Annotated in this window: 20 protein-coding genes; 15 read left to right on the forward strand and 5 right to left on the reverse strand. The window is 68.3% G+C overall.

The window, feature by feature from the left end; all coding sequences use genetic code 11:
• The first annotated feature begins 83 nt into the window (after positions 1-83).
• The 5 genes from glgX (at position 84) to ACVWYS_RS04080 (ending at position 9,103) form a co-directional block, all read left to right on the forward strand.
• Positions 84-2,549 (forward strand): glycogen debranching protein GlgX, encoded by a 2,466-nt coding sequence (gene glgX / locus ACVWYS_RS04060; RefSeq protein WP_456509379.1) that lies wholly within the window; start codon positions 84-86, stop codon positions 2,547-2,549.
• Positions 2,546-4,873, forward strand: coding sequence for a malto-oligosyltrehalose synthase (treY, locus tag ACVWYS_RS04065; RefSeq protein ID WP_456509380.1), 2,328 nt, complete (start codon positions 2,546-2,548; stop codon positions 4,871-4,873). The genes glgX and treY overlap by 4 nt, the downstream gene beginning before the upstream one ends.
• Positions 4,874-4,950: 77 nt before the next feature.
• A complete protein-coding gene (gene treZ / locus ACVWYS_RS04070) occupies positions 4,951-6,777 on the forward strand; it encodes a malto-oligosyltrehalose trehalohydrolase (protein WP_456509381.1) in 1,827 nt (608 codons plus the stop codon).
• 15 nt (positions 6,778-6,792) lie between these two features.
• Entirely contained in the window at positions 6,793-7,830 is a 1,038-nt protein-coding gene (gene mgrA / locus ACVWYS_RS04075; protein ID WP_456509382.1) for an L-glyceraldehyde 3-phosphate reductase, read from the forward strand.
• A 187-nt stretch (positions 7,831-8,017) separates the two neighbouring features.
• Positions 8,018-9,103: an inositol-3-phosphate synthase gene (locus tag ACVWYS_RS04080; RefSeq protein ID WP_116765062.1), complete on the forward strand. Its 1,086-nt coding sequence runs from the start codon at positions 8,018-8,020 to the stop codon at positions 9,101-9,103.
• A gap of 104 nt (positions 9,104-9,207) precedes the next feature.
• Here the strand turns inward: ACVWYS_RS04080 and ACVWYS_RS04085 are convergent, their stop codons facing one another.
• Positions 9,208-10,953 carry a formate--tetrahydrofolate ligase gene (locus ACVWYS_RS04085; RefSeq protein ID WP_456509383.1) on the reverse strand — a complete coding sequence of 582 codons (1,746 nt, stop codon included), beginning with the start codon at positions 10,951-10,953 and terminating at the stop codon, positions 9,208-9,210.
• 77 nt (positions 10,954-11,030) lie between these two features.
• Entirely contained in the window at positions 11,031-12,296 is a 1,266-nt protein-coding gene (gene mshA, locus ACVWYS_RS04090; RefSeq protein ID WP_116765060.1) for a D-inositol-3-phosphate glycosyltransferase, read from the reverse strand.
• A 207-nt stretch (positions 12,297-12,503) separates the two neighbouring features.
• On the opposite strand from mshA, the gene ACVWYS_RS04095 reads away from it, so the two are divergent.
• Positions 12,504-13,031 carry an N-acetyltransferase family protein gene (locus ACVWYS_RS04095; protein ID WP_456509384.1) on the forward strand — a complete coding sequence of 176 codons (528 nt, stop codon included), beginning with the start codon at positions 12,504-12,506 and terminating at the stop codon, positions 13,029-13,031.
• Between the two features lie 73 nt (positions 13,032-13,104).
• On the opposite strand, the gene ACVWYS_RS04100 is transcribed toward ACVWYS_RS04095, so the two are convergent.
• Positions 13,105-14,550 carry a family 4 glycosyl hydrolase gene (locus ACVWYS_RS04100; RefSeq protein ID WP_456509385.1) on the reverse strand — a complete coding sequence of 482 codons (1,446 nt, stop codon included), beginning with the start codon at positions 14,548-14,550 and terminating at the stop codon, positions 13,105-13,107.
• A 207-nt stretch (positions 14,551-14,757) separates the two neighbouring features.
• On the opposite strand from ACVWYS_RS04100, the gene ACVWYS_RS04105 reads away from it, so the two are divergent.
• The 6 genes from ACVWYS_RS04105 (at position 14,758) to tsaD (ending at position 20,358) form a co-directional block, all read left to right on the forward strand.
• The gene (locus tag ACVWYS_RS04105; protein ID WP_456509386.1) at positions 14,758-15,849 is read left to right on the forward strand and encodes a carbohydrate kinase family protein; all 1,092 of its coding nucleotides are present in this window, start codon (positions 14,758-14,760) and stop codon (positions 15,847-15,849) included.
• Positions 15,850-16,162: 313 nt separating this feature from the next.
• Positions 16,163-17,383, forward strand: coding sequence for an alanine racemase (gene alr, locus ACVWYS_RS04110; RefSeq protein WP_456509387.1), 1,221 nt, complete (start codon positions 16,163-16,165; stop codon positions 17,381-17,383).
• A complete protein-coding gene (tsaE, locus tag ACVWYS_RS04115; protein WP_456509388.1) occupies positions 17,380-18,051 on the forward strand; it encodes a tRNA (adenosine(37)-N6)-threonylcarbamoyltransferase complex ATPase subunit type 1 TsaE in 672 nt (223 codons plus the stop codon). The genes alr and tsaE overlap by 4 nt, the downstream gene beginning before the upstream one ends.
• Positions 18,051-18,722 (forward strand): tRNA (adenosine(37)-N6)-threonylcarbamoyltransferase complex dimerization subunit type 1 TsaB, encoded by a 672-nt coding sequence (gene tsaB, locus ACVWYS_RS04120; protein WP_344368284.1) that lies wholly within the window; start codon positions 18,051-18,053, stop codon positions 18,720-18,722. The genes tsaE and tsaB overlap by 1 nt, the downstream gene beginning before the upstream one ends.
• Positions 18,723-18,775: 53 nt before the next feature.
• Positions 18,776-19,243 (forward strand): ribosomal protein S18-alanine N-acetyltransferase, encoded by a 468-nt coding sequence (rimI, locus tag ACVWYS_RS04125; RefSeq protein WP_116765330.1) that lies wholly within the window; start codon positions 18,776-18,778, stop codon positions 19,241-19,243.
• Positions 19,240-20,358, forward strand: coding sequence for a tRNA (adenosine(37)-N6)-threonylcarbamoyltransferase complex transferase subunit TsaD (tsaD, locus tag ACVWYS_RS04130; RefSeq protein WP_456509389.1), 1,119 nt, complete (start codon positions 19,240-19,242; stop codon positions 20,356-20,358). The genes rimI and tsaD overlap by 4 nt, the downstream gene beginning before the upstream one ends.
• 97 nt (positions 20,359-20,455) lie before the next feature.
• On the opposite strand, the gene ACVWYS_RS04135 is transcribed toward tsaD, so the two are convergent.
• Positions 20,456-21,607, reverse strand: coding sequence for a glutamate--cysteine ligase (locus tag ACVWYS_RS04135; protein WP_116765052.1), 1,152 nt, complete (start codon positions 21,605-21,607; stop codon positions 20,456-20,458).
• Between the two features lie 329 nt (positions 21,608-21,936).
• Between ACVWYS_RS04135 and ACVWYS_RS04140 the strand changes: the two genes are divergently transcribed.
• Positions 21,937-22,770: a shikimate 5-dehydrogenase gene (locus ACVWYS_RS04140; protein ID WP_456509390.1), complete on the forward strand. Its 834-nt coding sequence runs from the start codon at positions 21,937-21,939 to the stop codon at positions 22,768-22,770.
• 15 nt (positions 22,771-22,785) lie between these two features.
• Here the strand turns inward: ACVWYS_RS04140 and ACVWYS_RS04145 are convergent, their stop codons facing one another.
• Entirely contained in the window at positions 22,786-24,018 is a 1,233-nt protein-coding gene (locus tag ACVWYS_RS04145) for a THUMP-like domain-containing protein (protein WP_456509391.1), read from the reverse strand.
• Positions 24,019-24,084: 66 nt separating this feature from the next.
• Between ACVWYS_RS04145 and ACVWYS_RS04150 the strand changes: the two genes are divergently transcribed.
• Together ACVWYS_RS04150 and groES are read left to right on the forward strand one after the other, a co-directional pair.
• Positions 24,085-24,597: a hypothetical protein gene (locus ACVWYS_RS04150; RefSeq protein ID WP_456509392.1), complete on the forward strand. Its 513-nt coding sequence runs from the start codon at positions 24,085-24,087 to the stop codon at positions 24,595-24,597.
• A gap of 729 nt (positions 24,598-25,326) precedes the next feature.
• Entirely contained in the window at positions 25,327-25,623 is a 297-nt protein-coding gene (gene groES / locus ACVWYS_RS04155; protein ID WP_028275747.1) for a co-chaperone GroES, read from the forward strand.
• Positions 25,624-25,634 lie beyond the last annotated feature (11 nt).

Below are 25,634 nucleotides of genomic sequence, written 5' to 3' on the forward strand. Positions count from 1 at the left end.
CGCGTTCAGTGCGCCCGGACAAATACTAATCTTACTTACAAGTAGTCTGTCTAGAGAATATTCGTCACGCACGAGGAGTACACATGGAAGTCTGGCCCGGAACGGCTTACCCGCTGGGAGCCACTTTTGACGGCACTGGCACCAACTTCGCCCTTTTCAGCGAGCGCGCCGAGCGCGTGGAACTGTGCCTCCTGACTGACGACCTGAGCGAAACCCGGATCGAACTGACCGAAGTGGACGGCTACGTGTGGCACTGCTACCTGCCGCAAGTCCAGCCCGGACAGAAGTACGGCTACCGGGTGTACGGAGAATACGATCCTGACAAAGGCAACCGGTTCAACCCCAGCAAGCTGCTGATGGACCCGTACGCCAAGGCCATCCAGGGCCAGATCGACTGGGACCCGGCACTGTTTTCCTATAACTTCGGTGACCCCATGTCCCGCAATGACACCGATTCGGCTCCGCACACCATGCACGGCGTCGTCATCAACCCGTTTTTTGACTGGGACGGCGACCGCCAGCTGCGCATCCCGTACCACGAATCGGTCATCTACGAAGCCCACGTCAAGGGCCTGACCGAGCTGCACCCGGAGGTCCCGGAGGAGCAGCGCGGCACCTATGCCGGCGTGTCCCATCCCGCCGTGATCGAGCACCTCAAGAAGCTCGGGATCACCGCGATCGAGCTCATGCCCGTGCACCAGTTCGTCAATGACGGCACCCTCGTGGAGAAGGGCCTCACCAACTACTGGGGCTACAACACCATTGGTTTCTTCGCCCCGCAGAACACCTACAGCTCCTCCGGCGACGTCGGACATCAGGTCCAGGAGTTCAAGGCGATGGTCCGGGACCTGCACAAGGCCGGCATCGAAGTGATCCTGGACGTGGTCTACAACCACACGGCAGAAGGCAACCACCTCGGCCCCACGCTGTCCTTCAAGGGCATCGACAACGCCGCCTACTACCGGCTGGTGGACGGCGACCTGAAGCACTACATGGACTATACCGGCACCGGAAACTCGCTCAACGTCCGGCACCCGCACTCCCTGCAGCTGCTCATGGACTCCCTGCGCTACTGGGTCACGGAAATGCACGTGGACGGGTTCCGCTTCGACCTCGCGTCCACCCTGGCCCGCGAGTTCTACGACGTCGACAAGCTCTCCACCTTCTTCGAACTGATCCAGCAGGATCCGATCGTTTCCCAGGTCAAACTGATCGCCGAACCGTGGGACGTGGGGCCCGGTGGCTACCAGGTGGGCAACTTCCCGCCGCAGTGGACCGAATGGAACGGCAAATACCGCGACACCGTCCGTGACTTCTGGCGCGGCGAACCGGCCACGCTCGGTGAGTTCGCCTCGCGGCTGACCGGTTCGGCCGACCTCTACGAGAGCTCTGCCCGGCGCCCGGTGGCTTCCATTAACTTCGTCACCGCCCACGACGGGTTCACAATGCGCGACCTCGTGTCCTACAACGAGAAGCGCAACGACGCCAACGGTGAAGGCAACAACGACGGCGAATCGCACAACCGCTCCTGGAACTGCGGCGCGGAAGGCGAGACCGAGGACGACGCCGTACTGACCTTGCGCGCCCGCCAGCAGCGGAACTTCATTGCGACCCTCCTGCTGTCCCAGGGCGTTCCGATGATCCTGCACGGCGACGAGCTGGGCCGCACCCAGCAGGGCAACAACAACACCTACTGCCAGGACTCGGAACTGAGCTGGGTGCACTGGGATGACATGGACCAGCCGCTGGTGGAGTTCACCGCCGTGGTCAACAAGATCCGCCGCGACCACCCGATCTTCCGGCGCAGCCGCTTCTTCGACGGCCGCCCCGTCCGCCGCGGCGAGGGCGAGAAGCTCCCGGATATCGTCTGGCTCAACACCGACGGCAAGGAAATGCTGCCGGAGGACTGGGACAGCGGCTTCGGCCGGACCATCGGCGTGTTCTACAACGGCCACGGCATCCAGGAACAGGACTCCCGCGGACGCCGGATCACTGACGACAGTTTCCTTCTGGCGTTCAACGCCCATGACGACCACGTCGACTTCCTGCTCCCGGCCGAGGAGTACTCGCCGTTCTGGGACGTCGTGGTGGACACCGCCGACCAGGCAGACACGGACCAGCCGCTTAAGGCCGGATCCGCACTGAAGCTGGCGGCGAAGTCCCTCGTGGTCCTGCGCGCCTACTCGGGCCCGGAGGTAGAGGTGGATTACTCCGCCGCGGCATCCCTGGCCGCCCGGGCCGAGGCCCCCGCGGAAGCGGCTCCGGCTGCACCCGCTGCTGCCCAGGTTCCGGCTCCGGAGGTTCCGGCGGCGCCTGCTGCTCCCGAGGCTCCGGCCGAGGAAGTCGCGGCCGCGCCCGAGCCTGAGGCCTCGCAGGCTGATCCGACGCCTGAGCCGGACCCGGCGCCCGAGCAGGATCCCGCTCCGGCCGAGCCCGATCCCGCACCGGCGAAGGCGGCCCCGGCCAAACGCGGCTCGTCCAAGGCGGCAGCGAACCCCAAGGCGGCCCCGGCCAAGAAGCCGCGGTCCAGGAAGGGCCCTGCCTCATGAGGACGCCCGTCTCGACGTACCGGCTCCAGATCCGTCCCGGCTTTACCCTGCAGGACGCCGCGCTGACCGTTCCATACCTGAAGTCCCTGGGTGTGGACTGGATTTATCTTTCGCCGATCCTGACGGCGGAAAAAGGTTCGGACCACGGCTACGACGTCACGGATCCTTCCGCCATCGATCCGGACCGGGGCGGCGCGGCCGGCCTGGTGGCGGCCTCCGCCGCGGCCCGGGAAGCCGGCATGGGCGTGCTCGTGGACATAGTGCCCAACCATGTCGGCGTCGCGACCCCGGCCCAGAACCCATGGTGGTGGTCCCTCCTGAAGGAAGGGCAGCAGTCCCGCTACGCCCAGGCGTTCGACGTCGACTGGGACTTTGGCGGCGGCCGGGTCCGGATCCCCGTGCTCGGGGAGGACTCGGACGTGGACGCGCTGGAGATCCGTGACGGTGAACTGCGCTACTACGACCACCGCTTCCCGCTCGCCGAGGGCAGTTACACGGAGGGGGATGATCCCCGGGAGGTCCACGACCGGCAGCACTACGAGCTGATCGGCTGGCGCCGGGCGGACAAGGACTTGAACTACCGCAGGTTCTTTGCCGTCAACAGCCTGGCCGGGATCCGGGTGGAGCTCCCCGAGGTCTTCGATGAAGCCCACGCTGAAGTTGTGCGCTGGGTCCGGGAGGGACTCGTTGACGGGCTGCGGATCGACCACCCGGACGGCCTCGCCGACCCGGAAGGCTACCTGCACCGGCTGCGCAAGGCCACAGACGGCAGCTACCTCCTGATCGAGAAAATCCTGGAACCGGGCGAGGTGCTGCCGGCAGGCTTCGAGTGCGAAGGCACCACCGGTTACGACGCCCTCGCGGACGTGGACCGGGTGTTCGTCGACCCCGCCGGCCAGGGGGCGCTCGACGCGCTCGACACCGAACTGCGCGGCGGGCAGGCTGCCGACTACGACGACATGATCCGCGGCACCAAGCGCAGGATCACCGACGGGATCCTGCACTCGGAAATGCTCCGGCTGGCGCGGCTGGTTCCGGCTGCTGCAGGGCTGGCCCAGGATGCCGCGGCGGATGCTCTCTCCGAGATCATCGCGGCGTTCCCCGTCTACCGCAGCTACCTGCCCGAAGGCGCCGACGTGCTCCGGGAGGCCAGCGAGCTGGCTGTCCGGCGCCGCCCGGACCTCGGAGACGCCGTCGGAATCCTCCTTCCGCTGCTGCTGGAGGCCGGCCCTGAACCCGACGCCGAGCTCGGCCTCCGCTTCCAGCAAACCTCCGGCATGGTCATGGCCAAGGGAGTGGAAGACACCGCGTTCTTCCGCTACACCCGGCTGGGAACCCTGACCGAAGTGGGCGCCGACCCCACGGAATTCGCCGTTGCCCCGGAGGAGTTCCACACCCGGATGGCCCGCCGCCAGGCCGAGCTCCCGCTGTCCATGACGACGCTCAGCACCCACGACACCAAGCGCAGCGAGGATACCCGCGCCCGGATCTCGGTCCTGGCGGAACTGGCGCCAGAGTGGCAGGCCTCCCTGAAGCGGCTGCAGAAGCTGGCGCCCCTGCCGGACGGGCCCCTGGCCAACCTGCTGTGGCAGGCCGTCGCAGGCGTATGGCCCGCGGACCGCGACCGTTTGCAGTCCTACGCGCAAAAAGCCGCCCGCGAAGCCGGTAACTCGACCAACTGGATCGATCCGGACGAGGCGTTCGAAGCGAAGCTGGCCGCCGCCGTCGACGCCGCGTTCGACACCCCGGAGGTGACGGCTGAGCTGGAGTCCCTGGTGGCGCTGCTGGCGCCGTACGGTGCCGTCAACTCGCTGGGCGCCAAACTCGTCCAGCTCACCATGCCCGGGGTGCCGGACGTGTACCAGGGCACCGAGTTTTGGGAGCGGTCGCTGACGGATCCGGACAACCGGCGGCCGTTCGACTTCGGTGAGCGCCGGCGTGCCCTCGCCGCCCTCGACGCCGGTGACCGGCCGGCGTCGTTCCTGGACGACGCGGCGAAACTCCTCGTCACCTCCCGGGCCCTGCGCCTGCGGCGGGACCGGCCGGAGCTGTTCACCGGGTACGTGCCGGTCACGGCCACCGGCGCCGCAGCAGCGCACCTGCTCGCCTTTGACCGCGGAACCGCCTCAACCCCGGGTGCCCTCACGCTTGCCACCCGGCTGCCCCGCGGACTTGAGCAGCGCGGCGGATGGCAGGACACGTCCGTCCGGTTCGCCGCCGCCATGACCGACGAACTGACCGGCAGGACCTTCGGCCCCGGCCCCGTAGCGGTGGGGGAGATCCTGCGGGACTACCCTGTAGCTCTGCTGGTGCCGGCGGCCTGACGTATTACTGCGACGGTATTCCTGAAAACGATCTTCCCGAAAAGCTGATTCCCCGGACAGCGGAACGGAGCATGACGATGACCTTGCCTGCACACGGAAGCGCGCGCTTCGACCTCTGGGCGCCGGAAGCGGGCACGGTGACGCTGCTTGCCGATGGTCGGGAGTACCCCATGACCCGGCGGCCCGGCGGCGGCACTGACAGCGGCGGCGGCACTGCCGGTGACGGGTGGTGGACCGTCCCCGGGGCGCCCGCCTCCGGGGACGTGGACTACGGGTACCTACTGGACGGGGACTCCATTCCGCTGCCGGACCCGCGCTCCCGCCGCCAGCCGGAGGGCGTGCACGCACTCTCGCGCACGTTCGACGCCGGCCATCACCAATGGGCGGACGGCCAGTGGGCGGGACGGGAGCTCAAAGGCGCCGTCATTTACGAACTCCACGTGGGCACCTTCACCCCGGAAGGAACGCTGGACGCCGCGGCAGGAAGGCTGCAGTACCTGGCGGAGCTGGGCATCGACTTCGTGGAACTCCTGCCGGTCAACGGGTTCAACGGCACCCACAACTGGGGCTATGACGGCGTTCAGTGGTACGCCGTGCACGAAGGCTATGGCGGACCCGCGGCGTACCAGCGCTTCGTGGACGCCGCGCACGTCGCCGGCCTTGGCGTTATCCAGGACGTGGTCTACAACCACCTCGGACCCAGCGGAAACTACCTCCCGCGGTTCGGGCCCTACCTGAAGTCGGGGGAGGGCAACACGTGGGGCGACTCCGTCAACCTGGACGGCCCGGAGTCCGACGAGGTGCGCCGCTACATCCTGGACAACGCCGCCATGTGGCTGCGCGACTACCATGTGGACGGCCTGCGGCTGGACGCCGTGCACGCCTTCAAGGACGAGCGCGCCGTGCACCTCCTGGAGGACTTCGGCGCCCTCGCGGACGCCGTCTCGGCGGAGACGGGCCGCCCGGCCACCATGATCGCGGAATCGGACCTGAACAACCCGCGCCTGCTCTACCCGCGGGACGTCAACGGCTACGGGCTGGCCGGGCAGTGGAGCGACGACTTCCACCACGCCGTCCACGTCAACGTCAGCGGCGAAACCACGGGCTACTACGCGGACTTCGACTCGCTGGGAGCGCTCGCCAAGGTTTTGGAACGCGGGTTCTTCCACGACGGCAGTTTCTCCAGCTTCCGCGGCCGGCACCACGGACGGCCCATCAACCCGGCCCTGGTCCACCCCGCTGCGCTGGTGGTGTGCAGCCAGAACCACGACCAGATCGGGAACCGGGCCACCGGGGACCGGCTGTCCCAGACCCTGGGCTACGGGCAGCTCGCGCTCGCCGCCGTCGCCACCTTGACGTCGCCGTTCACGCCCATGCTCTTCATGGGCGAGGAATACGGGGCCAGCACCCCGTGGCAGTTCTTCACCTCCCACCCGGAACCGGAACTGGGCAAGGCGACGGCCGAAGGCCGGATCAGGGAGTTCGAGCGCATGGGGTGGGACCCCGCCGTCGTGCCCGATCCGCAGGATCCGCAAACCTTCACCCGGTCCAAGCTCAACTGGGCCGAGGCCTCCGAGGGGGACCATGCCCGGCTCCTGGAGCTGTACCGGGCGCTTATCGCGCTGCGCCGCACGACGCCGGACCTGACGGAGCCCGGATTCCAGGACACCGTCACCGTAGTCAGCGAGGAAGAGGGCTGGCTGCTGTTCCGGCGCGGCGGCACCGAGGTGGCGATGAACTTCTCCGGCGAGGCGCGGCGCGTCCCGGTCAGCGCGGGCGCCATCGCCCTGGCGACCGACGACGGCGTGCGGCTGGATCCGGGTGCCGACCCGACTTCGGGCGGGGAGCCGGCCGCCGGACGCCTCCACCTCCCCGGCCACAGCGCCGCGATCCTTACAAACTAGGGCAGGATATGACGTATGACTTATTTGGCAGCTGATACCCGCTATGACTCCATGCCTTACCGCCGCGTGGGGCGCAGCGGCCTGAAACTCCCGGCCATCTCCCTGGGCTTGTGGCACAACTTCGGCGATGACAAGCCGTTCGAGATCCAGCGCGCCATCCTGCGCCGCGCCTTCGACCTCGGCGTCACCCACTTTGACCTCGCCAACAACTACGGGCCGCCCTATGGCAGCGCCGAGACCAACTTCGGCCGGCACTTCAAGGACGATTTCGCCCCGTACCGGGACGAACTGATCATCTCGAGCAAGGCCGGCTACGACATGTGGCCCGGCCCCTACGGTAACTTCGGCTCCCGCAAGTACCTGCTGGCCAGCCTGGATCAGTCGCTGGGCCGGATGGGCCTGGACTACGTGGACATTTTCTACAGCCACCGCCCGGACCCGGAGACGCCGATGGAGGAGACCATGGGCGCCCTGGACCAGGCCGTGCGCTCCGGCAAGGCGCTCTACGCCGGCATTTCCTCCTACACCCCGGAACAGACCCTAGAGGCAGCGCGGATCCTGAAGGAGCTGGGCACGCCGCTGCTGATCCACCAGCCCAGCTACTCCATGCTGAACCGCTGGACCGAGAACGGCAGCCCCAACCTCTTCGAGGCGCTGGAGCAGGTGGGCGCGGGTTCCATCGCGTTCTCGCCCCTGGCCCAGGGCATGCTCACCGACCGCTACCTCACGGGCATCCCGGCCGGCTCCCGCGCTGCCCAGGACAAGTCCCTGGACGAATCCATGATCACCACGGACAAGCTGGACCGCGTGCGCGGCCTCAACAGGATCGCCGAGGGCCGCGGCCAGACACTCGCGCAGATGGCCATCGCCTGGATCCTGCGGGAACAGGGCAAGGGCTCGCCCGTCACATCCGCACTCGTCGGCGCGTCCAGCGTCCGGCAGCTCGAGGACACCCTGGCCGCGATCAACAACCTGGATTTCGCGGCCGATGAGCTGGACGCGATCGATGAGTTCGCCGTCGAATCCGACATCAACCTGTGGGCCCAGAAGTAGCCCGGCCCGTCATGTAATCATGCGGACCAGTCCGCTCCGCCGGGGCCGCGGGAACAACCGCGGTCCCGGCGGTGTTGATTAGACTACTAAGGGCGCCTTACGGCGCCGTGTCCGCCTGCCGCCCGCACAACTGATGCAGTACAACAGAGTGCGGCCGCGCCGGTCACCCTTTCCTCAAAGGAGTTCCGTGTCTTCACATCCGATTCGTGTTGCAATCGTCGGCGTAGGTAACTGCGCCACTTCGCTGGTTCAGGGCGTCCAGTACTACAAGGACGCCGACCCCAAGGCCACAGTTCCCGGCCTCATGCACGTGCAGTTCGGCCAGTACCACGTGGGCGACGTGGAGTTCGTCGCCGCATTCGACGTCGACGGCAAGAAGGTCGGCCAGGACCTGTCCGCCGCCATCTTGGCCAGCGAAAACAACACCATCAAGATCGCCGACGTCCCGCCGACCGGTGTCACCGTCCAGCGCGGCCCGACCCTGGACGGCCTCGGCAAGTACTACCTCGAGACCATCGAGCAGTCCCCGGAGGAGCCGGTCGACGTCGTCCAGGCCCTCAAGGACGCCAAGGTTGACGTCATGGTCTGCTACCTCCCGGTCGGCTCCCAGCAGGCCGCCGAGTTCTACGCCCAGTGCGCCATCGACGCCGGCGTGGCGTTCGTCAACGCCCTTCCCGTGTTCATCGCCGGCACCAAGGAGTGGGCGGACAAGTTCACTGCCGCCGGCGTGCCGATCGTGGGCGACGACATCAAGAGCCAGATCGGCGCCACCATCACGCACCGCGTCATGGCCAAACTGTTCGAGGACCGCGGCGTCACGCTGGACCGCACGTACCAGCTGAACGTCGGCGGCAACATGGACTTCAAGAACATGCTGGAGCGCGACCGCCTCGAGTCCAAGAAGATCTCCAAGACCCAGGCCGTCACCTCCAATGTCGAGGCTGAGCTCGCAGCCAAGGACGTCCACATCGGCCCGTCGGACTACGTCCAGTGGCTCGATGACCGCAAGTGGGCTTTCGTCCGCCTCGAGGGCCGCAACTTCGGTGACGCCCCGGTGTCCCTGGAATACAAGCTCGAAGTCTGGGACTCGCCCAACTCCGCCGGCGTGATCATCGACGCCATCCGCGCCGCCAAGATCGGCCTGGACCGCGGCATCGGCGGCCCGCTGGTTTCGGCGTCGAGCTACTTCATGAAGTCCCCGCCGGAGCAGTTCAACGATGACCTCGCCCGTGAAAAGGTCGAGGCCTTCATCCGCGGCGACCTGGAGCGCTAACCCCTCCCGCACCTCCCCGTCCCCCGTTGCCCTATCACTTATGGCCCTTAAAACCCCGGTTTAGCCGCCATAAGTGATAGGGCAACAGGCGTTTAAGGGGCGGGTTAGAAGAGGCCGACGGGGTTGCCGGCGTCGTCGACGTCCATCCGCATCGCTGCCGGGACCTTGGGCAGGCCCGGCATGGTCATCACCGCGCCGGTGAGGGCCACGATGAAGCCGGCACCGGTCTTGGGGATGAGGTCCCGGACGTGGACGGTGAAGCCTTTGGGGGCGCCGAGCCGGGTGGCGTCGTCGGTGAAGGAGTACTGCGTCTTCGCCATGCACACGGGCATCCCGGACCAGCCGTTCTTCTCGATCTCGGCCAGCCGTTTGAGCGCCGGCACCGAGAAGTCAACGCCGTCGGCCCCGTAAACCTCCTGCACGATGGTCCGGATCTTGTCCTCGACGGACATGTCCAGCGGGTACAGGTGCCGGAAGGCGTGCGGGGCGTCCAGCGCGGCCGCCACCTTCGCCGCGAGCTCATCCCCGCCGTCGCCGCCTCCGCCGCGGCCCCAGACATCGGCCACCGCGGCCTGCACACCCTCCGCGGCGCACCACTCAATCAGCCAGTCCAGCTCCTCGGCGGTGTCCGTGGCGAATTTGTTGACCGCCACGACGGGCACGATGCCGAACTTCTCCACGTTGCGGATGTGGCGCTGGAGATTGGCGACGCCGGCGGCCAGCGCCTCCACGTTGGGCTCCTTGAGCCGGTCCTTCGCCACGCCGCCGTGCATCTTGAGCGCCCGGACGGTCGCCACGAGGACGACGGCGGACGGGGCGACGTCGGCCATCCGCGCCTTGATGTCCATGTACTTCTCGGCACCGAGGTCCGCGCCGAAACCGGCCTCGGTGACCACGATGTCCGCCAGGCTGCGGGCCGTCTGGGTGGCGATGAGGGAGTTGCAGCCGTGGGCGATGTTGGCGAAGGGTCCGCCGTGCACGAGTGCCGGTGTGCCGGCGATGGTCTGCACGAGGTTGGGCTTGATCGCGTCCTTGAGCAGCATGGTCAGGGCGCCCTGGACACCGAGATCGGCCACGGTGACGGGCTGGCGGTCGTAGGTGTACCCGAAGGTGATCCGGCCCAGCCGCTCGCGCAGATCGTTGAGGTCCGTGGCCAGGCAGAACACCGCCATGATCTCCGAGGCCACGGTGATGTCAAAGCCGTCCTGCCGCGGGATGCCCTGGGCCGGCCCGCCGAGGCCGATCACCACTTCGCGCAGGGAGCGGTCGTTCATGTCCAGGACCCGCTTGAAAGTCATCCGCCGCGGGTCGATGTTCAGTTCGTTGCCTTGGAAAATGTGGTTGTCCACGAGGGCCATGAGCGCGTTGTTGGCCGAGGTGATGGCGTGGAAGTCACCCGTGAAATGCAGGTTGATCTGGTCCATCGGCAGCACCTGGGAGTAGCCGCCGCCCGTGGCGCCGCCTTTCATGCCAAGGATGGGCCCGAGCGACGGTTCGCGCAGCGCGATCATCACTTGGTGCCCGGCCCGGGCCAGGGAATCGGCGAGCCCGACGGTGGTGGTGGATTTGCCCTCGCCGGCCGGGGTGGGGGACATCGCCGAGACGAGCACGACTTTTCCAGGGGTACGTGCGGGGGTGCGCAACTGAGTTCCAGCGGTTCCAGGGGCAGCGCCCGCTGCGACGTTTAGCTTCGAAGGGTCGATCTTGGCCTTATAGGGTCCATAGAGCTCCAGGGCCTCGGGGTTGATTCCGGCAGCCGCCGCGATCTCCCCGATGGGCTTCATGACGGCCCGCTGGGCAATTTCCAGATCGCTGGGTACGTTGTTCCCGGCAGTGGTGGTCTCAGACATCGTTGTCCTTCGGCTCGTGGCGTCGGCGGGTGTCCCGGCCCGGTGTTGCCGGCCCGGGTTCGGCGGAGGGGTCCGGTTCAGGGTGTGTGGCCCACCGGGATGGTCAGGGTACCAAAATACTGGCTCACTGCGGTGTGGTAGCTCTCCAGCGTAATCGCGGCGGTGCGCTGCCAGCCGAAATCCTGCGCATGGATCGCGGCGGCGCGCCCCATGTCGGTGCGCGTCTGGGGGTCGTCATAGAGAGCTTCAAGGGCATCCGCCCAGTCGCTGGCTTTGTGGCCCTCGACCAGCATCCCCGTGCGCCCGTCCTGCACGGCGCGGGACAGGCCGCCCACTTTCGTGGCAAGCACCGGTGTCCCGCAGGCCTGCGCCTCCAGCGCCACCAGGCCGAAGGATTCGCTGTAGGAAGGCATCACCACGACGTCGGCAGACCGGTACCAGCCGGCCAGCTCCGGTGCGTTGACCGGCGGGTGGTGGGTGGCGACGTCGTCCATTCCGGCGGCGCTGATCAGCGCTTTGAGATTGAAGTCCTTCGCGCCGCTGACGGCCCCCAGGATGGTCAGCTGCAGGTCGATGTCGGGGCGCCGGGACCGCAGGAGGGCGGCCGCCTTGATCAGGACCTGCGGCCCTTTGAGCCGCTGGATTCGTCCCGCGAACAGGAGATGGAACTTGCCCGGGGCCACGCCATGCCCGGCCCTGTCGCGGTTCCGGAACGCCGGCGTGAAGACGGCCAGGTCTACGCCCGGCGGCGCGACGTCGATGCGGTCGATGTCCGCGTTGTAGTGCGAGACCAGCTCCGCGGCTTCGGTGCCGGTATTGGCGATCAGCCGGGCGGCGCCGTCGACAATCTGCTGCTCGCCGTCCTCGCGCCGTCGCGGTTCGGGCTGTTCGCCGGACTCGAGGAGCTGGTTCTTGACCTTGGCCATGGTGTGCATGGTGTGGACGAGGGGGAGCCTCCACAATTCCGCGAGCTCGAGACCGGCCACACCGGAGACCCAGTAGTGGGAATGGACGACGTCGTACCGGCCGTGCGGCTGCAGGTGCCGGATGCGGTCGATCTCGGCGACCATGCTGTGCAGCAGTTCCGGGAGTTCCTCTTTGGGCAGCTTCCGCGGCGGCCCGGCCAGGACGTTGTGGACGCAGACGCCGGGGGAAGGATGTTCGACGGCGGGTTGCCCGGCTGCGGTGGACCGCGTGAAGATCTCCACTTCCACGCCGGTCTCGGCAAGGGCCGCGGCCAGCGCCCGGACGTACACGTTCATGCCACCGGCATCACCCGAGCCGGGCTGCTCCATGGGCGAGGTGTGCAGGGAAAGGAAAGCGACGCGGCGGATCAGCGACACGGTTCCCCTTTCCTCTGCAGATTTCTCTCTGCCAAATGCATGTCGATAAAACATTACTCCTGAAGTGGCGGCGGGTTCACAGCTCGTTTTGCGGCCCGGTTTCACAGTTCCTTTCGCGGGCCCGGTCAGGGGACGGTTCCGGGTTCCGTTCACCGTCCGGTTCACTGCCCGGTCCCCAAGTCACGGCCTCCTGCTAACGTGGCGGCTGTGAGCGCAACCACAGAACACGATGCTGCAGGCAGCTGGACAATCCGGCAGGCCCGATCGGAGGACTGGCCGGGCATCTGGGCGATCCTGGAGCCCGTCATCCGGGCGGGGGAGACCTTCACGTGGGACCGGGACACCACCGAGGACGAAGCCCGCGGGCGCTGGTTCAAGCAGGCGCCGGGGCAGACGTTCGTCGCGGTCGCCTCCGACACCAGCGCCATCCTGGGCACCGGCGAACTGCACCCCAACCAGGGCGGCGGCGGCAGCCATGTGGCCAACGCGGGCTACATGGTCCATCCCGACTCTGCCGGCCGCGGACTGGCCCGGGCCCTCTGCGCCTACTCGCTCGGCGCCGCACGCGACGCCGGCTTCCGGGCCATGCAGTTCAACGCGGTCGTGGAAAGCAATGTCCGGGCCGTCGCCGCCTGGAAGTCCATGGGCTTCGAGGTGCTCGCCACCATTCCCGAGGCCTTCAACCACCCGAAACTGGGCTATGTGGGACTCCACGTGATGTATCGGAAGCTCTAGCCGGGCTGGCCGTAGAAACCGGGCTGAACGGCCGTGCCGGGCTGCCAGCGGGTCTTCACTTACGGTGCGGTCGTCACGGCCCGCGGTGCCACAGGCGGCCCAGCTCCGGGAATGCGGTCTCGTACCCGGAGAGCAGTTTGCCGGCGAGGACCTCCGAATCCACGAGCGGATGGCGGGCGAACGCGGCGAGGGCTGACTCCCGGCGGCCGGTCGTCGCCGCCTCCACCACGAGCCGTTCGACGTCCTTGACCCGCCGCATCAACGCCAGCTGCTCCGGTCCCGGAAGATCCTGCGGAACCGGTACAGCGCCGTCGGGGGTCACCGTGCAGGGAACCTCGACGACGGCGTCCGCCGGCAGCCCCGGCACGGCCGGCACTGCGGACCCGGCCGCGCGGCCGGCGGCGGGGCTGTCCGGGGCCAGCCCAGCGACAGTGTTGACTGCGGTGTCGGCCGGGAGGGTGTTGACCGTGTTGAGGATCAGCTGGGCCTCGCCGCCCCCGGACAAGGCGCGCATGGCCGCCAGGGCCACCCGTTCGTAGCCGCCGCCGGCGAGGTCGGTCTCGTCACGGCGTTCGCCCCCGGTGCGGGCTTCCGCGAGATAGCCCTCTTCGCGTGACCGGCGGGCGGCCTCCCAGAGCGCAAAGGCCCCGGGCCCAGCGGCTGCGAGACGGGGATAGAGCTCGGCCTGCTGCCGGGCGATTGATTCCCCCCGGGTCAGGGCCGCGCCGCGCATGCCGGCCACTGCGCGTTCGGTGTCGTAGTAGTAGAAGAGGTACTCATTCGGTAGGCAGCCAAGGCCCCCAAGAAGCCCGGGCGCGAACAGCCGACCCTCTTCGAACTCCGCCAGCGCGGCCGGGTTCGCCAGGAGTTCCGCGAGCACATCGCGGCCCCCCGACTCCAGACGGCACAGCCAGCCGAGGTGGTTCAGGCCGTAGTAGCCCACGCCGTCGAGCCTGCCCTCGGACAGCGTGACTCCGGCAGCCCGGGCCGCGCGGTGCACCAGGCCGCCGGCGGAATCACAAATCCCGATCACCCTGTGCCCGAGTACCGGGACCAGGGCCTCGGTGACCATGCCGGCGGGATTGGTGAAGTTCAGCAGCCAGGCTTCGGGGCAGCGGTTCCGCATTTCCTCCGCGAGCTTCAGTATGGGCGGAATGGACCGCAGGGCATAGGAAATGCCGCCTGCACCGGTGGTTTCCTGGCCCAGGATGCCCAGGTCCAGGGCGATCCGCTCGTCCGCAGTCCGCCCGGCCGTGCCGCCGGGCCGGATCGCGGCGAAGACCATGTCGGCGCCGTCGAGGGCTTCGGCGAGCGACGATGCGGTACGGACCTGCGGCCCGGAACCGGGCGGACCCTGCTGTGCAAGGGAGGCCAGGACCGCTTCGATGGCGGCCAGCCGGCCGGCATCGACGTCGTAAAGCACCAGCTCCCGCACCAGCCCCGCGAAGGGGCCGGCAGAGAGCGCCCGGTAGACCAGGGGGACGCGGAACCCGCCCCCGCCGGCGATCGTGAGCCGCATGCGGACAGTCTATTCTCCGCGCTATTCTTCGCACGTCCCGGCGCGGCCGGTGTGGGCCAGTGCCGGCGGGTGTGGCGCGGGCCGGGGGCGCCACTGAGGTGCTGGACATGGCGCCGTCGGGCCGCTGCTGGCGGTCCGGTCATGCCGCCGTCGGGCCGCTGCTGCCGGCGGTTTCGCTCGGCTGCGGTACGGCGTAGTGTGCCGTATATGGACGCGATCCCGACGCGGCGCTTTGACCCGCTGTCTGCCGTCCGCAGCTCGGCCGCGGACGGGTTCGACCTGCTCCTGACCGGCACCGTATTCCAGGACATCATCTTCACCGGGCTGCCGCACGCACCCCAGCCGGGAACGGAAATCTGGAGCGACGGGATGGGCAGTTGCCCCGGCGGTGTCGCGAATCAGGCGATCGCCGCCGCCCGGCTGGGGCTGCGGACCGGGCTGGCCGCCGCGTTCGGCGACGACGGCTACGGCGACTACAACTGGAAGATCCTAGCCGGGCAGGAACATGTGGACCTGTCCCTGTCCCGGCGGGTGCCGGGCTGGCATTCGCCCGTCACGGTATCCCTGAGCGTGGAGAAGGACAGGTCCATGGTGACGCACGGCCACCCGGCGCCCGTCTCCGCCACCGAGCTGATCGGCTGTCCGCCGCCGGCGCTCGCGGCCGTGGCGGAGCTGGGGGAGGAACTCGAGCCCTGGGCCGTCGATGCGCATAAGAACGGCGTCCGGCTGTTCGGCGACGTCGGCTGGGATCCGTCCGGCGTCTGGTCCTCCACCCGGCTGGACAACCTGCAGTACTTCCACGCTTTCATGCCGAACCAGCACGAGGCGATGGCTTTCACTGGCCACGACAACCCGTGGGCGGCCCTCTACGCGCTGGCCGACCGGGTGCCGGTCGCCGTCGTGACCCTTGGACCCCAGGGGGCCATGGCCGTGGACTCCGAGACGGGCGAAGAGGAGTGGGTGCCGTCGCTGCCGGTGTCCGCCTACGATCCCACAGGCGCGGGGGACTGTTTCGGGGCCGCCTTCATCGTCGGCTGCCTGGCCGGCTGGCCGCTCGGGGACCGGCTGCGGTTTGCGAATCTCTGCGCGGCTCTGGCCGTTCAGGAGGTTGGGGGCTCGCTGGCGGCACCCGGCTGGGGGGACATTGCCGACTGGTGGCAGCGGGCCAACGCCCGGAAGGAGCGGCAGGCTAGTCAATGGCTGCGCCGCTACCGCTTCCTGGAAGAGATCGTGCGGGATGTTCCGCCCGAGGCGCAACGGCGGGCGACGGCGACCATCGCGCACCTGTCCGACGCGTAGGGGCTGCGGGAGGTGCCGGTGCGGGCGGTTGCCGCCACTGGACATGTCCTCCTCCCGGATCGTGGCGTGGACATAGACCCGGTGTGCCCGGTCCTGGGCGCGAGGAATGGGCATGTCCCATGGGCAGTGTCCGGTAGGTTCTCGTTGGCCACCGGACATGTCCTCCTCCCGGATCGTGGCGTGGACATAGACCCGGTGTGCCCGGTCCTGGGCGCGAGGAACGGGCATGTCCCGTGGGACGGGAGGACATGTCCAGCGGTGGGCGTGGCCCCGCGGATTATCCGGCCCGCGGCGGCGCCCCTAGAATCGTTAAGTGACTTACCAAGCAGCAACAGGCGATCTCCTGCCCGAATCGGCGGCAGTGCCGGCCCGCGCGGAGGAACGCTCCGCAGTAATCGACCTCGAGGCCATCCGGCACAACGTCCGCCACCTCGCGGCGGTGGCCTCACCGGCGAAGATCATGGCCGTGGTCAAAGCCGACGCCTACGGGCACGGCGCCGTCCAGGTGGCCCGGGCGGCCCTCGGTGCAGGAGCCAGCTGGCTGGGCACCGCCCACATCTCCGAAGCCCTGGCCCTCCGCGCCGCCGGCATCGAGGCGCCGCTGCTGGCTTGGCTGCACACACCGGACAGCAACTTCGCCGCCGCCGTGGCCGCCGGCATCGACATCGGCTGCTCGGGCTGGGAACTCGACCGGATCGTGGCCGCCGCCCGGGAGCAGGAACGGCCGGCCCGCATCCACCTGAAGGTCGACACCGGGCTCGGCCGCAACGGCGCGACCCTCGACGCCTGGGACAGCCTGGTGGGTGAAGCCATGGAGTACCAGGACCAGGGCCTGCTGCGGGTCGTGGGCATCTTCTCCCACCTCGCCGTCGCCGACGAACCCGAACGGCCCGAAACTGACGAACAACTTGCCGCGTTCCGCCAGATTCTCGCCGTCGCCCAGGACGCCGGCGTGGACCCGGAGGTCCGCCACCTGGCCAACACCCCCGCCACCCTGTCCCGTCCGGACACGCACTTTGACTTGGTCCGCGTGGGGCTGGGCCTGTACGGGCTGTCGCCCTTCGAAGGACAAAGCCCGGCCGAGCTCGGGCTGCGTCCGGCCATGACGGTCCGCACGGTGGTGTCGCACTGCAAGGACGTGCCCGCCGGGCAGGGCGTTTCCTACGGACTGAACTACCGCACGGACGGCGTCAGCACCCTCGGGCTCATCCCGCTGGGCTACGCGGACGGCGTCCCGCGCATCGCGACCGGAGGCCCGGTCCGCGTCGAAGGCGTCAACTACCCCGTGGTGGGACGCATCGCGATGGACCAGATGGTGATCGACCTCGGACCCCGCAACGTCACAGCCGGAGGGCCGAGCATCCTTGGCGCCGAGGCGGTGCTGTTCGGCGACGGCGCCGACGGCGGACCCACGGCCGACGACTGGGCCCGGGCCGCCGGCACCAACAACTACGAGATCGTCACCCGGATCAGCCCGCGGGTGCCCCGCCGCTACATCAACGAAGAGCCCTCGACCGTCGAAGAGCGGCCGTGAGCGGGCCCGCATGGGAACGGAGCGTTGAGGTCCGGACGGCGGCGGAGACGCACGCGCTCGCCTCGGCCCTCGGCGCCGACCTGGAGACCGGCGACCTGCTCATTCTCACCGGCGAACTGGGCGCCGGGAAGACCACCTTCACGCAGGGGCTGGGCGAGGGCATGGGCGTCCGGCCCGGCATCATTTCCCCGACATTCGTCCTGGTGCGCATCCACCCCAACCTGCCCGAGGGACCCCGGCCGGGCGGTCCGGACCTGGTGCACGTGGACGCCTACCGGCTGGAATCAGCCGCCGAAGTCGATGACATCGACCTTGAAAACACCATGGACAGCGCCGTGACCGTGGTCGAATGGGGCCGCGACCGGGTCGAACACCTGAGTGACAGCCGCCTGGAGGTGGAACTCCACCGCACCCGGGGAGGATCACCGGGCGCCCCAGGCGCCCCCGCCCCTGCCGCCGGTGTGCCCTCCGAAGCCGGCGCCGACCGCACGGCCGCTGACCCCGCCGTCGAACCCGGCGTGCTGGATTTCGACACGGACGACGACGACGAGCCCCGGACCGTCGTGATCCGCGGCTTCGGCCCGCGCTGGGCAGAACCCCCGGCGCTGCCGGGCTTCGAAGCGACGCCCGCCGACCCACTGCCCCAGACCCCGGAACGGAACTCCTGATGCTGATTCTCGCCATCGACACCTCGGCCGTCGCGAGCGCCGCGCTGGTCTCCGATGACGCGCCGGAGTCCGTGCTGGCCAGTTTCGCCACCGAGGATACGCGCACGCACGCGGAAGTCCTGGCCCCGGGAATCGACGCCCTCCTGGCCGAGGCCGGCGTCAGCGGCCACGACGTCGACGCAATCGTCACCGGCGTGGGTCCCGGACCGTTCACGGGACTGCGCTCCGGGATCGTCACCGCCCGCACCCTCGCCTTTGTCTGGGACAAGCCGCTGTACGGCGTCATGAGCCTGGACGCGATCGCCTTGGAAGTCGCCGAATCCACCGACTCGGCCGCGGAGTTCATCGTGGCCACCGATGCGCGCCGCAAGGAAGTGTACTGGGCCCGGTACACGCTCTCTGACGCCCAGTTGCCGCACCTTGCCGGCGGCCCGCACGTCGGATTCGCCGCGGATCTTCCGGATCTGCCCGTCTACGGCGCCGGAGCGGGAATTTACTCCGACGTCGTCAAAGCTGTCGCCGAATTCAGCACACGGCAGCCCGAGGCCCTCTCGCTGGGCCAGTTCGCGCTCGCGCGGCTCGCGGCGGGGGAGCAGCTCCTGGACTCCACCCCTTTGTACCTCCGCGAGTCCGATGCCCAGGTGCCCGGACCCCGGAAGCGTGCCCTGTGAACGCTGACCACACCACACCGCGCACTCTGCCCGGCGAGGTCACGCTGCGGGAGATGGACGCCGCGGACATCCCCGCCGTCCACGAGCTCGAATGCCGGCTGTTCCCGGTGGACGCATGGCCGCTGCAGATGTTCCGCGACGAGCTCGCGCAGACGGATACCCGCCGCTACCTCGTCGCGGAGTTCCACGGCCGGATCGTGGGATATGCCGGGCTGATGTGCATTGAACCGATCTCGGACGTCCAGACGATTGCCGTCGTGCCTGAACAGGAGGGCAAGGGCATCGGCTCGGCCCTGCTTACCGAGCTGATCGCGGAAAGCCGGGTCCGCGGCGCCCAGGATGTGCTGCTGGAGGTCCGGGCGGACAATCCCCGGGCCCAGCAGCTCTACCGGCGCTTCGGCTTCGAACAGATCCACATCCGTCCCCGCTACTACCGCGACGGCGTCGACGCCCTGATCATGCGGCTCCAGCTGCCCCGCGAACCACTCAGCCCCCAGCCCAAGGAAGCAGGCCGACCATGAACCGCACCCAGCCGCTCGTGCTCGGCATCGAGTCTTCCTGCGACGAAACCGGCGTCGGCATTGTCCGCGGGACCGAACTGCTGACCAACACCGTGTCCTCCTCCATGGAGGAACACGTCCGCTTCGGCGGCGTGATTCCCGAGATCGCCTCCCGCGCCCACCTCGACGCCTTCGTCCCCACCCTCCAGGAGGCGCTTGCGGAGGCGAACGTTCAGCTGGCGGACATTGACGCCATTGCCGTCACCTCCGGACCCGGCCTGGCCGGAGCGCTCATGGTGGGCGTCTGCGCGGCCAAGGCGCTCGCCGTCGCCACCGGAAAACCCCTCTACGCCATCAACCACCTGGTGGCGCACGTCGGTGTCGGGCTCCTCCAGCAGGGCACCGGCACTGCGACGTCGGTGTCGACGCCGCCCGCCGGGTCGCCGCCGGAAACCCTCCCGGACAACATGGGTGCGCTCCTGGTGTCCGGCGGCCACACCGAGATCCTGCGGATCCGGAGCATCACCGACGACGTCGAGCTGCTGGGCTCCACGATCGACGACGCCGCCGGCGAAGCCTACGACAAAGTGGCGCGGCTCCTGGGCCTGGGCTATCCCGGCGGCCCGGCCATCGACAAGCTCGCGCGCACCGGCAACGCCAAAGCCATCCGGTTCCCGCGCGGCCTCACCCAGCCGAAGTACATGGGCACCGCCGAGGAACCCGGCCCGCACCGGTACGACTGGTCCTTCAGCGGACTCAAGACCGCCGTCGCCCGCTGCGTGGAGCAGTTCGAGGCCCGCGGCGAGACGGTTCCCGTCGCGGACATCGCCGCGGCCTTCCAGGAAGCCGTGGTGGATGTGATCACGTCCAAGGCCGTGCTCGCCTGCCGCGAAAACGGCATCACGGAGGTCCTCCTGGGCGGAGGCGTTGCCGCGAACTCGCGGCTGCGCCAGCTCACCGAACAGCGCTGCAGCGCCGCCGGGATCCGGCTGACGGTGCCGCCGCTCTCGCTGTGCACGGACAACGGCGCCATGGTCGCAGCCCTCGGGGCGCAGCTGGTGATGGCCGGAGTGGAGCCGAGTGGGATCGGTTTTGCCCCTGACTCCTCGATGCCGGTCACCACTGTCTCCGCCTGAGGCGGCGTCCGACTGACGTTGGTGCGGCTGGGGCGCCGTTAGCGCCGGCGTCGCCTGCGATTGTCCGCTCCCGTGGACGCCACGCCCCGCGCCGGAGCTAGGCTTCCGGACCCTGCCGCATCTGCTTGACGAGGTCCAGGACGACGGCGCGCAGGTCCCCGCCGTGCTCGGCAGCCACCCGGCGCTGGCGCTGGTAGCCGGCGCCGCGCTGGATGATCTTCTCGACGTCGGCCAGTTCGGCGCTGCAGCCCAGTTTCGCTGCGACGGGTTCGAGCCGCTTGAGCGTCTCGCGGAGGTGCTCTGTGACGAGCTGCTCGTTGCCCTCAGCGTCGAGGATGATGATCGCGTCCAGGCCGTACCGGGCCGCGCGCCATTTGTTTTCCTGGACATGCCACGGCGGCATAGTGGGAATGGTGCCGCCGTTGTCCAGTGTCGTGGAGAATTCGTCGACCAGGCACTGGGTCAAGGCGGCGATGGCCCCGACTTCCTCAAGGGTGGCCAGGCCATCGCAAATGCGCATCTCGATGGTGCCGAAATGCGGGACGGGACGGATGTCCCAGCGGATCTCGGACAGGGTGTCGATCACCCCGGTGGTGAACATGTCCTGGACGTAGGCCTCATAGTCCTCCCAGCGGGCGAACTGGAACGGCAGCCCCGCGGTCGGCAGCTGCTGGAACATGAGGGCGCGTTGCGAGGCGTAGCCGGTGTCTTCGCCGCCCCAAAAGGGGCTGGAGGCGGAAAGGGCCTGGAAATGCGGGAAGTAGTTGACCAGGCCGTCCAGCACCGGAAGGACCTTGTCCCGGCTGTCCAGTCCGACGTGGACGTGGACGCCGTAGATGACCATCTGCCGGCCCCACCATTGCGTCCGGTCGATGAGCTTCGCGTAGCGTTCCTTATCAGTCACGGGCTGCAGCTGGGGCGGGCTGAACGGATGACTCCCGGCGCAGAAGACCTCCACGCCCATGGGGTCGGTGACCTCGCGGACCGCGGCCAACGAACTGTTCAGGTCGGCTTTCGCCTCCGCCACGGTGGTGCAGACTCCGGTGACGAGTTCCACGGTATTCAGCAGCAGCTCCTGCTTGATGTGCGGGTGCTCGTCGTCCTCGTTGAGTTCGGGATGCCGGGCAGCGACTCCGCGGAGCACCTGGTTCGCCACGGAGGCCAGTTCACCGGTCTCGGCGTCGACGAGGGCCAGCTCCCATTCCACGCCAAGAGTCGACTGCCTGGATGAAGCGAACTCGATCTTCATGTGGTCCCTTCACTGTTCTGCTGTCCTGGCCGTCGTCCTGGCGGGAATGCGCTGGCAAACACCCTCGGACGTGCCCCTGCACGCGGCACCGGCGGTGTCGCGTGCCATTTCCCGCCACAGCGCCGGGCGGGCGGCTGGCAGGGCTACGGGTGGTCCAAGTCTAGTGCAGGGGCTGGGCCCGGACGGTGCCAAAGTTACCGCTGATGCGTGAGTGTATTCACAAACGGCGCTGGTCAGGGGAGGCTCCGGCGCCGGGCGTCGTTGAGGTTCGGGCCCGGGCCCAGGCGGGGCTGCGGGGGAGCGGGCCGCTCCTGGCGTTTAATGGAGCTGTGCCCATTCTGAACAAAGACATGACCCTGTGCATCTCGCTCTCGGCCCGGCCGAGCAACAACGGGACACGCTTCCACAACCATCTGTACGAACAGCTGGGCCTGAACTGGATCTACAAGGCCTTCGCCCCCACCGACCTCGCCCAGGCCGTCGCCGGAGTGCGCGGACTCGGCATCCGCGGCTGCGCGGTGTCCATGCCCTACAAAGAGGACGTGATCGCCCTGGTGGACGTCATGGACCCCTCCGCGAAGGCCATCGATTCGGTCAACACCATCGTCAACGACGGCGGCCGGCTCACCGCCTACAACACCGACTACACGGCAATCGAGCAGCTCCTGCAGCGCAATGCCGTCCCGACGGACTACTCGGTGCTGGTCCTGGGCTCCGGTGGCATGGCCAAGGCCACTGTTGCCGCGCTGCGGGATGCCGGTTTCAAGGACGTGACGGTCGTGGCCCGCAACGAGGACACCGGACGCGGCCTGGCCGAGCTATACGGGTTCGCCTGGAGCCCGGATCTGGGCTCCGCAAGGTCCGGAACGGGCACGGCCGACATGATCATCAACGTCACCCCAGTGGGCATGGCCGGGGGCCCCGACGCGGAGGCGCTGTCCTTCCCGCAGCAGGCCATCGACGCAGCAAAGGTGGTGTTCGACGTCGTCGCCCTCCCGGCCGAGACGCCGCTCATCAAGGCAGCCCGCGCGGCCGGCAAGACCGTGATCACGGGAGCCGAGGTGGCCACGATCCAGGCGCTGGAGCAGTTCGTGCTCTACACCGGGATCCGGCCGACCGACGAGCAGGTCAAGGCCGCCGAAGAGTTCACCCGGGCTCAGTAGCCCCGGCCGCCCGAGTTAGACGGGCTCCACCGAGATGGCCACCCGGTCCTCGCCGATCCTGGTGAGGACCAGGGTGGCCGCTTTCTTGGCCTTGCTCTTGGACCCTGCCGGTTTTCCGCCGGGCAGGAGCTGCTTGCGCAGTTCTTCCGGGGTGACGGCCGTGCCGCGCTTCTTTATGTCCAGGACGCCGATCCCTTGGTCCTTGACCCAAGCCTTGAGCGCTTTGACGTTGAACGGCATCACGTCCAGGACCTTGTAGGCCTTGGCGAACGGGGTCTCGCGCAACTCCGGGGCGCAGATGTAGGCGATGTGCTCGTCCACGAGGTGCCCGCCCAGCTGGAGGGCGACGTCGGCCACGAGTCCGGCGCGGATGACCGCACCGTCGGGCTCGTACAGGTAGCCCTCCACCGGGCCCACGGGCGCCGCCGGGCCGCCCCCGAAGTCCTCGCCGCTGGTGAGTTCAGCGGCACCGAGCGGCCCGAGCACCAGGGCAGCACGCCGGACGCCGGGGCGCCGGACGGCGTTGAACCACAGCGCCACCTCGGTGACGTCCCCGCCGACGGAGACCCACTGGGCTTCGCAGTCCGCCGGCACGGAATCGTGCGGCATGCCCGGCCCCATCTTGACGCCGACGGCGCGCCCGGAGCCGGCCAGCGACTCGACGAAGGACAGCGGCGGGGAAAAGTCCTCCGGATCCCAGATCCGCTTGGTTCCCGAAGTGGACGTGGTGCGCCGGGCAGGGTCCAGCCAGACGCCGTCGACCCCCTCAAGGGAAACCGCGGTGGCATCGGAGTGGACCACGGTGGCGTTGCGGAAGGGGATCAGGTTCATCGTGGCGCAGGCAGCCGTGGTCTCGTCCATTTCCACCGCGGTGACCATGAGATCCATGGACGCCAGGGCCATGGCATCGGCTCCCAGCCCGCAGCCGAGGTCCGCGACATGGCTGATTCCGGCCTCGACGAACCGCTGCGCGTGCCGGGCCGCCACCGTGAGCCGGGTGGCCTGCTCCAGGCCGGCCTTGGTGAAGACCATCTGCCGGGCGAACTCACCGAACTTGGCCTCGGCCTTGGTCCGCAACCGGGACTGGGTGAGCACCGCCGAGACCAGCTCGGGGGAGTGGCCGGCCTTGCGCAGCGCCGCGGTGAGGCGGAAGGCCTCGTCCTCGCGGTACGGGCCCAGCGACGCCAGCAGCTCCCAGCCCTCGGGCGTGAGGATCGGGGCAATGTGTTCCTGCGGTGCGTCAGTCATGCCTTCCAGCGTAGTTCAGCGCCGCGGGCACGCTGCGACCGGACCACGGGGACTAGGCTTGACGACATGGAAGACAGCGGTACAGGCGGCAGCACGTCAGAGGAAACATCCGGGCAGAACACGGGCGGTCAGAATACGGACGGGCAGGACGACGCTGGGCAGGACGACGCTGGGCAGGACGTGGACGGGCAGGACGACGGCGGGCGGGACGACGGCGGGCGGGTGCGCCATAGCCATCAGCAGGGACTGGCCCGCTACGCACGGCCGGCGATCATCGCCGGAGCGGTGATCGCCGTCGTGTGTATCGCGTTGCTGGTGATCATCTTCTTCCTCGATTCCTTCAACGCGACGGTCTATTCCGTCGGCGGCAAGAACGTACAGGACGCCACGGACGAGGCCCGGGCCATCCGCGACACCTATGCCACGGCCAGGCTCGGTGGCATCATCTTCCTCATCGCCGGCGTCCTGCTGGCCGGCGGCGGAGCCCTGGTGATGTACCGGCATCGGAACGACGAAGGCAGTGACCGCGACGACGAAGAAGGCGAAGACGTGGACTTCGAGGACCTCGCCGGCGAGTAGGGCACGCGCCAGGCCCCATGGACCCAGCAGGCCCGGATGGACATGCCCCTCGCTTGGCGCGGGCAGGGAGCATGATGCCGAAGTGTCCGCTGGCTGCAGCAAAGAATGGGCATCTCCCACTGAGCAGCCTTCATCCGTTGGACATGTCCTCTCGGGCAGCCCGCATGCACTGGACATGCCCTGAGTGCCCGCTACCCGTTGGACATGCCCCTCGCTTGGCGCGGGCAGGGAGCATGATGCCGAAGTGTCCAATGAACGGTGCAGAGAATGGGCATCTCCCACTGAGCAGCCTTCATCCGGTGGACATGCCCCCCTTGGGCAGCCAGCATGCGCTGGACATGTCCCTTGCTTGGTGCAGACAGAGAGCATGATGCCGAAGTGTCCGGTGGCGGAAGCAAAGAATGGGCATGTCCTCCTGGGTAGCCGCTACCTGTTGGACATGTCCCTCGCTTGGCGCGGGCAGGGAGCATGATGCCGAAGTGTCCGCTGGCTGCAGCAAAGAATGAGCATGTCCCGCGCGGGGGAGCTGTTCACCCGAGATGAATTTCTGGCACTCGCCTTGACCGAGTGCTAACCATTTACATAGAGTCGTCATTAGCACTCTCCCTAGGAGGGTGCTAACACCTGAAGCTTCACAGCCAGGCTGCTGCCGGCACCGCGACGACGGTCTGTACGCCATGGCATCACCGCTTCATAGTCCACGAATTTGCTGACGAATAGGAGAGGTCCTTGTCGGTCTCTATTAAGCCTCTTGAGGATCGTATTGTTGTCCGCCCGCTCGAAGCCGAGCAGACCACGGCTTCAGGCCTGGTTATCCCGGACTCCGCACAGGAGAAGCCGCAGGAAGGCGAAGTTGTTGCAGTAGGCCCCGGCCGCTTTGACGACAACGGCAACCGCGTTCCCGTTGACGTTGCCGTCGGCGACGTCGTTATCTACTCCAAGTACGGCGGAACCGAAGTCAAGACCGGCGGCACGGAGTACCTCGTACTCTCCGCCCGCGACGTTCTGGCGATCGTCGTAAAGTAACTCTCTTGGTC

It is taken from the genome of Arthrobacter sp. TE12231, assembly GCF_054062895.1.